Origin of the sequence: Brevibacillus choshinensis, from assembly GCF_016811915.1 — a bacterium.
In the GTDB taxonomy this organism is placed as follows: Bacteria; Bacillota; Bacilli; order Brevibacillales; family Brevibacillaceae; genus Brevibacillus; species Brevibacillus choshinensis_A.
Map to the genome: position 1 here is coordinate 4,996,375 of NZ_CP069127.1, position 12,456 is coordinate 5,008,830.

A 12,456-nucleotide genomic window follows, 5' to 3' on the forward strand; every position below is an offset into this window, starting at 1 on the left:
TCCTGTTTTACGTGACTACGCGACATCCATTCCCCGTTCCCGCTCTTCCTTCACCCGCTGATTCGTACGTCTGTTCAGCAGGATGGAGATGACCAATAGGGCTGCCGCCGCAATGAGAAGAACCAGTGAAATCGGTCGACTCCACACGATGGAGATGTCTCCTGCCCCCATCGCCATGGTATGGATAAAGGATTCCTCCAGCATGGGTCCCAAGATAAAGCACAGGACGAGTGGAACGACCGGCCATTTGTATTTGTGAAACAGATAGCCAAGCCCGCCAAAGAGAAACGCGACCAGGACATCAAACATGCTGTTGCGAACGCTGTAAGCCCCGATCGTGCAAAACATCAGGATAATCGGCGCCATGATGCCATAGGGAACGCGCGTCAGCTTGACCCATACCCAGACCATCGGAAGGTTCAGCACCAGCAGCATCGCATTCCCGACGAACATCGACGCGATGACCGTCCACACAAACGGCGCGTGCTGCTCAAACAGAACCGGCCCCGGCGTCAAGCCATAGATCATCAAACCGGCGAGCAGGATGGCGAGCGGAGGTGAGGATGGGATTCCCAAGGAAAACAAGGGGATGAAGCCTGCACTGCTCGTCGCATTATTGGCCGCCTCTGGCGCGGCGACTCCTTCGATCGCACCATTGCCGAACTTCTCAGGCTGCCGGGATACTTTTTTCTCCAGATCATAGGCGAGGAAGGCAGTGATCGCAGCGGAACAGCCAGGAAGCAAGCCGAGAAAAAAACCGACGAGCCCTCCTCTGAGCATGGGAGCGGCGCTCTTTTTCAAGTCTTCTTTTCCCGGATACACGCTGCCGGTCTTGGCGATGACGGCACCCGCCCGACGCTCCTCTATTCCTTTCAATACTTCGGTCACGGCAAAAAGACCGATAATGATGCTGATCATGTCAAATCCCCCCATCAGCTGGGAGACGCCATAATCAAATCGGGGCATGCCTGACGAGGGTCCCAGGCCGACCAATGCCAACGTATAACCAAATGCCCCCATCAAAAACGACTTGATTAAAGAACCTCCAGACAAACTGACCATGAGAGTAAGCGCGAGCAGCATGAGAGCAAAATACTCGGGAGGACCGAACTTGAGTGCCTGGTCAGCCAAAATCGGTGCAAAAAACACGAGACCGATGACACCAAGCACACCTGCACCAAATGAAGCGAGCGCGGAAATCCCCAGCGCGGGGCCACCCTTCCCCTTCTTGGCTAGAGGGTAGCCATCCAGGCAAGTCGGAACGGACGAGAGCTCTCCGGGAATGTTGAGCAAAATGGCGGTGGTCGAGCCTCCGTACATCGCCCCGTAGTAAATCCCCGCGAGCATAATGATGCCCTGAGTCGGCTCCAGTACCCCAGTCAGAGGCAGCAAAATCGCAATGGCCGAAGTCGGACCGAGGCCGGGCAGCACACCTACGAAGGTTCCCACCAATGCACCCACCGCAGCCATGAGCAGATTTTCCAGCGTTAGCGCCGAAGAGAACCCATCCATCAAAAGCTGAATGGTATCCATGGCTCCCCCCTCCTTTCAATCGAACAAGGATCCACTCGAAAAGGTAATTTGCAGCCAAACGATAAACACCGCATACAAGCATCCAGTGAGGACAATGGAAAAGAAAAGAGAAGTCAGCCATCGATAGAAACCGATCAAGCGAAACAAAACGAGAGAAGTCAGCAGCGTAGCCAGCACGTACCCCAACCAATCCAGCAGCCACACATAGAGAAATAGGGTGACAAAGCAAAAGATCAACCGTGATCTTTCACTGTTCCCTGCCGCTGACTCCGGGTCTTCGGCCGCAGCTTCTCCCTCTGCTTTCCTTGAGCGAAAGGATTGGAACAGCAAGGCCGCGCCCAATGCGATAAACACGATGGCCAGGATGAAAGGAAGCGTATGGTCACCGACATACGTGGAGCCCGAATAGCTCTGAAGCCGATAAGCCTCCCCGCTCACGATGAAGCCTAACCCTATGCACAAGAGCGCCCCGATCAGGTCAGGCAAATTTCTCAGGCGTATCACCTCATCACCTCTTTGACTAGAAAACTTGACTGCACCAAGCTTTTTGCACCCAAAGGGCACAAGTCTCGCCTTCAAAAGCTATCAACAGCCTATGGCACAAATGCCTATTGTGTGCGTTGACCATGCCCAGACAGAAAAACCGCCCGGGTGCGCTGCCCGGGCGGTCCAATCAAAAATCGGCTATTTTTCACCCAACACGTAATCCATCCCATGTGACAGGAGGACGCACAATCCAAACCACAAGGCCAGCTTGGGACGCCCAGCCGAGTACAGCGCCGCTGCGGCCAAACCAAAGATGATCACCTTCATACCGATGCACAGCGCCTGTGGAATCTCGACGCTTGCATTCGGAGAAAGAAACAGCCCCCAGACCACAATGACTGCTGCCGGGATGCCGACGCCGAGCACCCACTTCACCAAGGCAGAGGATGGAACATGGAACCCCCAATAACCATAGGCGATGATGGCAGCTACCTCTGAGAGAAACACCAGCAGCAAGAAAAATCCATGGATCATGCTCGTCACGTAAGCCCCACTCCTTTACGCACCCGCTTTCTCCTTATCATCCCAAGGCTCGAGGTCATTTGTAAAGATCTTCCTCAAAAAAGCCGCTACCGTCCGTCTTTCCTCGGAAAGATGCGGCCGGCAGCAGCTTTGCTTTGCAGGTCCCTCGTTTTCTTTTCCTATTCCATCGTCAAAACAACGCGCCCGTTGATTTGCCCTTTTTCCATCCGCTCGAACACTTCATTGATCTTGTCGAGCGGCTGCGTTTCGATGATCGCCCGCACTTTGCCGCGAGCCGCGAAGTCGAGAGCTTCCTGCATATCCTTTCTCGTGCCGACGATCGATCCTTTGACCGTCACGCCGTTTAAAACGGTATCGAAAATCGGAATCGGCAGCTCTGCATTGGGCAGTCCCACGACGACGAGAGAGCCTCCGCGTCTCACTGATTGGTATGCTTGCTCAAATGCCTTTTTCGTAACCGCTACACTGATCGCCCCGTGTACGCCGCCCACCTGCTCCTGAATCGCGGCTACCGGATCGACTTCGCTGCCGTTCACGGTGACATCTGCCCCCAGTTCTTTCGCCAGCTCCAGCTTTTCATTGTGGATGTCCACGGCCACCACGTTGTAGCCCATTGCTTTCGCGTACTGGAGAGCTACGTGACCCAAACCGCCGATGCCGTAGATGGCTACCCACTCTCCTGGTTTTACGTTGGCTACCTTCAGCGCTTTGTAGGTCGTCACGCCCGCGCAAAGGATCGGAGCAGCGTCCACGTCACTGAGTTCATTCGGGATGCGAGCTACGTAAGCAGCCGGTGCCACGCAATATTCCGCATAAGCGCCATCTACTGAATAGCCGCCGTTCACTTGCTTTTGGCAAAGGGTTTCCCAGCCGCTCAGGCAGTAATCGCACTCGCCGCATGCGGAGAACAGCCATGGAATCCCTACCCGATCTCCCAGCTTCAATGATGTCACGCCTTCGCCCAGCTTTTCGACGACCCCTACCCCTTCATGCCCGGGAATCAGCGGCAGCTTTGGCTTGACCGGCCAATCCCCGTGAGCGGCATGCAGGTCAGTATGACATACCCCGCACGTCTTGATTTTGACCAAGACTTCTCCATAGCCTACTTCCGGTACCGGTACTTCCTTTACCTCCAGTTTCTTTTGGAATTCTCCTACAACCGCTGCCTTCATCTCTATTTCCTCCCTTTTGTCCCACTTTCGGCGCATGCCGCATGGTTTTGTATGGATGCTGTTTTTCTATAGCAAGCAGCGTGCCAAGTTGAAAGCGCTTTATTGCAGCGCGTTTGCCTGCAATCTGTCCGATTCGGGCCGTCCATTCGGCCCTATCAGCCGAAAAAACGGCCCGTCTGCCAACCTTTTGGCCGGAAGAGGGATTTCCTCCCCGGCTGCGGTATTACTAGATAGTGGAAGAAGGGGGTCGCATGCATGCAAATTTCGAAATTCATGACACCGGAGATCATTTTTGGCAATCAGTCCATTGCCCAGATCGGAGAAAGCCTGCGCAGACTCGGAGCGACTCGCGTCTTTCTCGTCAGCGATCCGGGAGTCGTAGGTGCCGGCTGGGTGGAGAAAATCATCCAATACCTCTTGCAGCAAAGACTCGACTACCATCTGTGGACCCATGTCACAGCCAACCCAAAGGACTACGAAATCCATGCGGGCGTAGCGGAATATCGTGCCCATGAATGCAATGCGATCCTCGGTGTAGGCGGAGGCAGTGCCATCGATGCGGCGAAAGCGATCGCTCTGCTCGGGACCAATGAAGGAAGCATCGTCGATTATGAAGGCGTAGACAAAATCGCGCATCCTCTCCCTCCGATGGTCATGGTCCCGACCACTGCTGGCTCCGGCTCCGAGGTTTCGCAATTTTCCATCATTGTTGACAGCGCCCGCAAAGTAAAGATGGCCATCATCTCCAAGTCACTCATTCCGGATATCGCCATCATCGATCCGCAGACCTTGATGACCAAAGACAAGCAGCTCACTGCCAATACCGGCATGGACGTCCTCACGCATGCCATCGAATCCTACATTTCTCTCGCTGCCACTCCCCTGACGGAGGTGCACTCGCTGCAGGCGATGCGGCTGATTGCGAGGCACTTGCGACCGTCTGCCGCCAGTCAGTACAACGCAGAAGCCAAGGGAGCCATGGCGATGGCCAGCCTCCAGGCAGGGATTGCTTTTTCCAACGCCATTCTCGGGGCCGTGCATGCCATGTCCCATCAGCTGGGGGGCTACCTGGATGCACCGCACGGGGAAGTGAATGCGATCCTGCTCCCTCACGTTCTCGAATACAACTATATCGCCGCCCCTGAAAAATACAGGCACATCGCCGAATGCTTGGGGGAAAACACGGCTGGTTTAAGTGCGCGGGAATCCTCCCGGCTCGCCCTGAAAGCCGTGAAGGAGCTGTCTCGCGATCTGGATTGTCCGGAATCCCTGTCCGCCATCGGGCTCGTTCCCGAACAGATTGAACTGCTGAGCGCGCATGCTTTGCTGGACGTCTGCATGACGACCAATCCACGCGACATGAGCGCCCAAGACGTCGCTGCCCTTTTCCGCCAGGCCTTGTAAGACTCGTAGGAGGTCCCATATGCAGAGCAAACAGGAAATACTCGAAAAGCTGACCGGCATCCAATCCTCCCGGAAAAGCTATTACACCGAGCTGAATTACCTCGTGGAGGAAATGAAGAAGAAAAACAGGCAGCTGGCCGTCATCAACCAGCTGACGCAAATCCAGATCAACGCCTCCTGGCCGGAGATAAGCATCTACATCGCGAGCCAGCTTTCGCAGATCCTCCCGTTTGATCATTTTATCCTCACGCTGGTAAAGGGAGGGCAGCTCACCTCCTATTTGGCGAAAGGCGGAGAGGAAGAGTGGCAATGTCACACACTTCGGCAGGCCAGCGCACCGGATCAGGCGTCCCTCTCCATTCTGAATTTGCTGCATCAGTCTTTGACAGAGCGTTTTCCGGACCATCACGCGCGATCCGTTCCACTGCGCAGCCAGTTCAATCAGACATTTGGCTTTCTCACCTTGCTGCAGGGGATCCGCCCTGCCTCAGTCGGCGAAGAGGCAGAACTGTTTTCCCTCATCGCCAGTCATGTCGCCGTCTCTGTCGAAAATATCCTGCTCTTTCAGGATGTCAGCGAAAAGATCAACATCGAGGCCCAGCTGGTGCAATCCGCGAAAATGGCTGCGATCGGGGAAATGGCAGCCGGCATCGCGCATGAGCTGAACAGCCCGCTGACGGCTATACTCGGGAATTCGCAGCTGCTCCTGAGAGAAATGAAAGAGAGCCCGGCTGCTCCCCTGATGAACGATATCTACCAATGCGGCGTGCGCTGCAAGAAGATCATTCAAAACCTGCTCACCTTTTCTAGGCAGGAAGAGTACCTGTTCTCTACCATCTCAATCAACGAAGTCGTAGAGGATGCACTTAGCCTCATCGGCTACCAGCTCTCCGTTTCCGGTCTGACCGTGACCAAAGAGCTGGCCGACCCTCCGCTGCTCTTTCACGGGAGCCGCCACCAAATCGAGCAGATTGTCATCAACCTTTTGCTCAATGCGAGGGATGCCCTCGTCGGCCGAGAAGATCCTTTCATTGAAATCCGGTCTTTACTGGTAGAAGAAGACGACGGGGATGCCTATGTCGGGCTTTCCGTTCACGACAACGGAGAAGGGATCGCTGCCGATTCGCTGCGGCAAATCTTTCAGCCGTTTTATTCCACCAAGGAGCGGTCAAAAGGGACGGGTCTTGGCTTGTCCGTCAGTCTGGGAATTGCAGAAGCGCATGGAGGGAAGCTTCTCGCGGAAAGTGAGGAAAATCAGTACAGCCGCTTCACGTTGCTTTTGCCGCTTTTACGAGAGGAGATTCGCCATGGAGAGAAAACGAATGCTGATCGTGGATGATGAAACAGAAGTGACTTCTTTTTTCACCTATTTTCTCAGGCAAAAAAACTGCGAGGTAGTCGTGGCGAACACAGGAAAAGACGTGGATCGCCTGCTTGCCTCCGGGGCGGAGGGCTTCCATGCTGCCCTGGTCGATTTGAAGCTGCCCGATGCCAATGGCTTGGACCTGCTCAAGCGAATCAAAGCGGTCCACCCCTCCTGCGAGGTCTTGATCATGACCGGCTACAGCACGATCAAGTCCGCCGTGACTGCTGTGCAATGGGGGGCCAAGGACTACCTGGAAAAGCCGTTTGACGATCTGGACAGTCTGGAGCGCATCATTGACGCCGTCCTGGAATCGTCGGCCCAAGAGGAGGACGAGCTGTCCCGAGAGGCAGCCAGGTACGGCATCCTCTACGCTCCGGGCAGCCCGATGGCCAAGGTCGCTGCCATCGCCAAGAAGCTGGCGAAAAAGGCGATTCATATTCTCGTGGAAGGTGAGACCGGAACCGGAAAAGAGCTGATGGCCCGCTTTCTGCACGGGGCCAGCTCCCGGTCCCAGCAGCCTTTTGTCGCCTTTAACTGCGGAGCCGTTCCTGAATCCTTGCTGGAAAGCGAGCTGTTTGGCTACGAGAAAGGGGCCTTTACCGGAGCGTTGAAAGCACGCAAAGGCTTTTTCGAGCTCGCTCACAACGGCACCCTGTTTCTCGATGAAATCGGGGAAGCCCCTGCTTCGATCCAAGTGAAGCTGCTGCGCACACTGGAGACGGGGGAGTTCATGCGCATCGGTGCGGAACAAGTCGGCCAAAGCAACATTCGCTTCATTTCCGCCACCAACCGCGATCTGGAGTACGAAGTCGAGATGAATCGCTTTCGCAGGGATTTGCTCTACCGCCTCGAAGGGATCAAGCTGTCCATTCCTCCCCTGCGGGAACGAAGCCAGGACATACCTGTGATCGCCCAGGCATATCTCCAGAAAAGAATCGGAAGCGCCTGCGAATTTGATCCGGACGCGATGGAGCTGCTCCAGCAGTACCATTGGCCGGGCAATGTACGCCAGCTGATCAACGTGCTGAATCAGACCCTCGCCCTGCACGACTCCGAGAGAATACGTGCGGAGCACCTGCCTCTCAGCCTGCGCGAGAGGGAGATGCAAAGCGCCGCGACTCCCCAGCTCGCAGATCAGCTGACAATCTCCCAGCAGATCGATCGCGAATGCGAGCGCTTTGTCCAAGCGATTACCCGGAGCGTCCCGTCCATTGACGGATTCGATTTCGACTATTTGATCAAGCGCATCAAGCAGCTGGAGGGCGAGGTCGGCCGAACCATCATTGAAAAGGGCCTGTCCGAAACAAAGGGAGACCGCCAGCTGCTGAGCAAAAAGCTGAATATCACCAAACGTACGATCCGCTACATTTTAAATGAAAAGGGTTCGGGCACAACCTCAGTCTGACCCTCATCAGGAGGCATTTTCGTGGTTTCTTCCAATCAGCGCTGGTCGTTTTCTTCGATCAAAAACATTCCGGCCGATTTTTCTGTCTCAGCTCTCATCGTGGGCCTGATCGCCACCATGGTTTCATACGCAGGCCCGCTCTTGATCGTCTTTCAGGCAGCCAAGGCAGCCAGTCTGAGCGACGCCTTGCTGTCTTCCTGGATTTGGGCCATTTCCATCGGAAGCGGTGTGACTGCCATCGTGCTCAGTATCCGCTATCGCACGCCGGTCATCACAGCTTGGTCGACTCCGGGTGCGGTTCTGCTGGTCACCAGCCTGTCCGTCTACTCGTACGGGGATGCGATCGGCGCCTATCTCTTTTCAGCCGTCGTAATTACACTGCTCGGTGTTTCCGGACTTTTTTCGACGATCATGCGGTACGTTCCTCCAGCGATTACCACTGCCATGCTGGCTGGAATCCTGCTTTCCTTTGGCGTCCAGGTATTTGTCTCCATGCAGCAGCTCCCGGCGCTCGCTCTCCCGATGATGATCAGCTACTTGCTGGCGAAGCGCTGGTCTCCGCGATACGCTGTCGTGCTGTCCTTGCTGGTGGGTCTGCTGACTGCCTTTTTGCTGAATCGCTTTGAGCTCGCCGGCATCCAGATAGCGATCGTCGAACCCGTCTTTACCATGCCTGCCTTTTCTCTCGATGCCATCATCGGGCTCGGCATACCCCTGTGCATCGTGACCATGGCCTCTCAAAACGCGCCGGGAATCGGTGTCCTTCAGGCTGATGGCTATGATACGCCGACCAGCCCGTTGATTACGACAACTGGGGCAGCATCCCTCTTGCTCGCTCCCTTTGGCGCCCACGGAATTAATCTGGCCGCGATTACAGCAGCGATCTGCACGGGCAAGGAAGCGCATCCGGATCCCGCCAAGCGTTATATCGCAGGGATTGCGTGCGGAGCCTTTTACCTCGTGTTCGGGATGTTCGGCGCCACCATCGCTTCGGTGTTCTCCGCCTTCCCAAAGGAGCTGATCGCAGTCATCGCAGGACTCGCCCTGTTCGGCTCGCTCGGCTCCAGTCTGGCATCTGCGATGAGTGAAGCCACGCAAAGAGAGAGTGCGCTCATTACGTTTCTCGTCACGATATCGGGCATTACCATCGGAGGGATCGGCTCGGCGTTTTGGGGATTGGTTGCCGGGGTGATCACGAATGCGCTGCTTGCGGGGGATGTTCGGAGGTGGTTGGGCCGGAACAGAAGACAGCCTTCGTAGATTGATTTCTATTTCTCATACAATAAGGAGGTCCTATGAAAAAGATTCGTTTCTTCCTGCTTTTCATCCTATTATTCGGTATGATTGGCCAATCAGCATTGGCGGCAAGCGCTCCTATCTCCTCAACGCTTGTCATTGACGAAAAATCCACGTTAGTTTCAGGGGAAAAGGTGTATGTAGAAGTCACCACAGAGGATCACGGGGAGATTATCTTAACGCAATTAAACTATCAGGAAAAGAAAGAAGAAACGAAAGCGAAAACACTATCGAGGATCAAAACCATCAGGAGGGGCAGCAAGTACATGACAACCGGTGTATTTACTCCCAAAAATCCAGCAGACTATCATATCTCTTTCCTTATGTGGATGAAGGACAAGGACGGGAAAATTACTTCAAGCGTAGCTGCAAAGACGATTACCGTCTCACCGAAGGAAAAGATCGAAGTATCCATCAGCCCGCTCACCTCAACCATCAGTGTAAACGACGTTCTTTTGATAGACTTCAAGTACAAAGGACCAAGCAAAAGCTATTCATTCGATTACAGCCATGAAGATGTGCTGAAGAGTGTAAATCTGCAGGAATATCCCCGTGAGTGGGAGCCTGATGGATACACGCACAATTACTATATTTTCAGGCCGAACAAGAAAGGAAAAATCACCCTGAAAATTACCGTCAACGCGCTTCGTGACGATGGTTCCATCTCTCTATCAAATACAGCCAGCACAACCATTACAGTAAAGTAGCTCTGCCGCTGCAGAGCTACTCTTTTTTTTCAAAGCTCGATCCCGAGATGCTCGCGCAGACCTAGCGGATGGCAGGACTGGATACGCCGATGATTTTGGATTGAAAATCAAGACCATACCGCTTCTTTGCTCTCCGTTGCGGTGCGGGCCACTTCATTTCGATGGTATAGGAGCTGTCATGACCGGGAATGCTCCCTTTTTCGATTTCTATTTTTATGGTCTCTGCAAATCGAGAGGAGTCGGCCTCGTCCATTCCAGGAAGAAGAATGGCAAATTCATCGCCGCCATGTCGGCCAAAAACATCGTCTGCACGCAGATGCCGCGATATTCTCTCCGTCAAATCCTGCAGCACGCGATCCCCTGTATAATGCCCGTGCGTATCGTTGATGGTCTTGAAGTGATCGACGTCAAACAACAGCAGCGTGAGGGGAACTCTTTCCATGCTCAGCAGCCTGCAGGAAAGATTCCTGAATTAGTTGATTTTGCATCAGACTGGATCATCGGTGAAAAAGAAAAACAACCTCTCAGACCTCCATTCCGCGGAGATTTGAAAGGTCGTTTTTATCTCAAGCTGTGAACATGGACTCCTGGCTCTACAGCCCCTGTTCCTTTGCGTAATTCCCCCAGTGCGGGCGGCTGCCGTCCTTGTCGGTAAACGGATACTCCTCAGACAAGCCCCATGTGCTGAAAGCTTTTCCTGATTTGCTCGCAATCGCGGGGTCGCTTGCTAATGCTGCGACTGCCCTGCCGATATAGGTAGGGGTCTCTGACATGATAAAATGCGGATCTTTTTTGGCCGCCTCTCTCCACGTCTCCTCCGTCACGCCAAAGTGCTCCAGCATTTCTTCCGACCGCAAGAAGCCTGGTGTCAGTGCAAGCGCAGTCACGCCATGTGGACGCAATTCTTCGGCCATCGCCTGTGCCAAATGAATGACCGATGTCTTCGCGAGGCTGTAGTACAGATTCCCCCGGTACCGGTAATCCACGCCGTCCGTGATCTCGATGATCAGTCCGCTTTTCTGTTTTACCATCAACGGCGCTGCATAATGGCTCGTGATCAGATGGGTATGGATCGCACGCTTCTGCATGAGCAGCCCTTTTTCCAGCGACCCTTCCCAGAATGCCTTGCCCCATTCTGTCAGCGATTCGCCTCCCCATATGTCGTTGACCAACAGATCCAGCTGTCCATCCCGTTCTTCCCCGATCCGCTCGAACAGAGCACGGACCTCTTGCTCCTGCGTATGATCAACGCGCACCGCGATTCCCTCACCGCCTGCTGCTGTCACCATTTCCGCCGTTTCCTCGATGGTCTCTGCTCTCCCCAAGTCGGATGGTTGACCTCTGACACTGCGGCCAGTCACGTAAACCGTTGCCCCTGCTTCCCCGAGCATGACCGCGATTCCTCTCCCGGCGCCTCGCGTTCCGCCAGCCACTACCGCCACTTTTCCCTGTAAAGGCTTCATCCTGCTTTGCCACTCCTTTGGATCTGAAATGGTACTGCTATTTCAAGTGTAACGCTCTCAATATGACAACTGCTGTCATATTCGCTAAGATACGATGTAAGGAGATTCGGACAGAAAAGAGGAGGCTTGGCTTATGCGTGCTGATCGGTTGGTCTCGATATTGCTGTTGCTGCAAAATCACGGACGGATGACGGCCAAGGAGCTGGCAGAAAGGCTGGAGGTATCGGAGCGCACGATTCACCGTGACATGGAGGCTCTCGGCATGGCGGGCGTTCCTGTATTTGCCGAGCGTGGAACGAATGGAGGCTGGGCGCTGACCGAGGGCTACCGCACAGACCTGACGGGGCTAAAACCGAGTGAGCTTCAGTCGCTGCTGCTCGTTTCCCCAACCATGCAGCTACAAGATCTGGGCATGCGCGACAGCTTTGAGGCGGCCTGGCAAAAGCTCCTGGCTGCCTCCCCCGCGGCAACCCGCCAAAATGCGGAGCACGCCCGACAACGCCTTCATATCGACGGTGCTGGTTGGCATCAAGTCGCAGAGACGTTTCCCTGCCTGCCTATCGTGCAGGAAGCTGTCTGGCAGGAGCGCGCCCTTTTTATCCGCTATCAGCGGGGAGAAGATTTGGTCGAGAGAACCGTCCTTCCTCTTGGGCTGGTAGCGAAGCGCAGCACCTGGTATTTCGTCGCCCAGGTGGAGAGCGACCTGCGCACCTACCGGCTATCCCGGTTGAAAGAGGCACGCATGCTGGAGGAGTCCTTTATCCGCCCTGAAGGTTTCGATCTCGCCAGCTACTGGGAGCAGTCGACAGCCGACTTCCAATCGAGCCTGCCTCGCTATCCCGCGATGATCCGCGTCAGGGAAAAAGGTCTCGCTCGACTCCAGCAGGAGAGATACCTCCAAATAAAAACCACCCATCCCGCAGAAAGCGAATGGGTGGCAGCTCATGTGGAGTTTCAAACACTGGGCTCCGCTTGTGAGATCGTCCTTTCCTACGGCTCCCTGATTCAAGTGATCGAGCCACAGGAGCTGCGCACGAGTGTGATCGAAGCAGCAACAGCGATCCTCGATGGATACAGATGA

12 protein-coding genes are annotated in these 12,456 nt (G+C 54.8%); 6 read left to right on the forward strand and 6 right to left on the reverse strand.

Features of this window, described 5'->3' with window-relative positions; genetic code table 11:
• Positions 1-15: 15 nt before the first annotated feature.
• The 4 genes from JNE38_RS24995 to adhP form a co-directional block, all read right to left on the reverse strand.
• Positions 16-1,533: a tripartite tricarboxylate transporter permease gene (locus JNE38_RS24995; protein ID WP_203353791.1), complete on the reverse strand. Its 1,518-nt coding sequence runs from the start codon at positions 1,531-1,533 to the stop codon at positions 16-18.
• 15 nt (positions 1,534-1,548) lie between these two features.
• The gene (locus JNE38_RS25000) at positions 1,549-2,037 is read right to left on the reverse strand and encodes a tripartite tricarboxylate transporter TctB family protein (RefSeq protein ID WP_203353792.1); all 489 of its coding nucleotides are present in this window, start codon (positions 2,035-2,037) and stop codon (positions 1,549-1,551) included.
• 180 nt (positions 2,038-2,217) lie between these two features.
• Positions 2,218-2,553: a YrdB family protein gene (locus JNE38_RS25005; protein ID WP_238933752.1), complete on the reverse strand. Its 336-nt coding sequence runs from the start codon at positions 2,551-2,553 to the stop codon at positions 2,218-2,220.
• A 167-nt stretch (positions 2,554-2,720) separates the two neighbouring features.
• Positions 2,721-3,734 carry an alcohol dehydrogenase AdhP gene (gene adhP, locus JNE38_RS25010; RefSeq protein WP_203353794.1) on the reverse strand — a complete coding sequence of 338 codons (1,014 nt, stop codon included), beginning with the start codon at positions 3,732-3,734 and terminating at the stop codon, positions 2,721-2,723.
• Between the two features lie 255 nt (positions 3,735-3,989).
• On the opposite strand from adhP, the gene JNE38_RS25015 reads away from it, so the two are divergent.
• Genes JNE38_RS25015 through JNE38_RS25035 form a run of 5 tightly spaced genes read left to right on the forward strand, consistent with a single transcriptional unit; the run spans position 3,990 to position 9,912 of the window.
• Positions 3,990-5,138: an iron-containing alcohol dehydrogenase gene (locus tag JNE38_RS25015; protein ID WP_203353795.1), complete on the forward strand. Its 1,149-nt coding sequence runs from the start codon at positions 3,990-3,992 to the stop codon at positions 5,136-5,138.
• 19 nt (positions 5,139-5,157) lie between these two features.
• Complete coding sequence (locus JNE38_RS25020; protein WP_203353796.1) at positions 5,158-6,477, forward strand: sensor histidine kinase; 1,320 nt, start codon at positions 5,158-5,160, stop codon at positions 6,475-6,477.
• Positions 6,446-7,909, forward strand: coding sequence for a sigma-54-dependent transcriptional regulator (locus tag JNE38_RS25025; RefSeq protein WP_203353797.1), 1,464 nt, complete (start codon positions 6,446-6,448; stop codon positions 7,907-7,909). Before JNE38_RS25020 ends, JNE38_RS25025 begins: the two co-directional genes overlap by 32 nt.
• Positions 7,910-7,930: 21 nt before the next feature.
• On the forward strand, positions 7,931-9,169 hold the full coding sequence (locus JNE38_RS25030) for a benzoate/H(+) symporter BenE family transporter (protein WP_203353798.1): 1,239 nt from the start codon (positions 7,931-7,933) through the stop codon (positions 9,167-9,169).
• Between the two features lie 35 nt (positions 9,170-9,204).
• Positions 9,205-9,912: a hypothetical protein gene (locus JNE38_RS25035; RefSeq protein ID WP_203353799.1), complete on the forward strand. Its 708-nt coding sequence runs from the start codon at positions 9,205-9,207 to the stop codon at positions 9,910-9,912.
• A 61-nt stretch (positions 9,913-9,973) separates the two neighbouring features.
• Here JNE38_RS25035 and JNE38_RS25040 read toward each other — a convergent pair whose 3' ends face one another.
• Both JNE38_RS25040 and JNE38_RS25045 read right to left on the reverse strand, forming a co-directional pair.
• Positions 9,974-10,354 carry a GGDEF domain-containing protein gene (locus JNE38_RS25040; protein WP_203353800.1) on the reverse strand — a complete coding sequence of 127 codons (381 nt, stop codon included), beginning with the start codon at positions 10,352-10,354 and terminating at the stop codon, positions 9,974-9,976.
• Between the two features lie 151 nt (positions 10,355-10,505).
• Positions 10,506-11,375 carry an SDR family oxidoreductase gene (locus JNE38_RS25045; protein WP_203353801.1) on the reverse strand — a complete coding sequence of 290 codons (870 nt, stop codon included), beginning with the start codon at positions 11,373-11,375 and terminating at the stop codon, positions 10,506-10,508.
• 133 nt (positions 11,376-11,508) lie between these two features.
• Between JNE38_RS25045 and JNE38_RS25050 the strand changes: the two genes are divergently transcribed.
• Positions 11,509-12,456 (forward strand): helix-turn-helix transcriptional regulator, encoded by a 948-nt coding sequence (locus JNE38_RS25050; RefSeq protein WP_203353802.1) that lies wholly within the window; start codon positions 11,509-11,511, stop codon positions 12,454-12,456.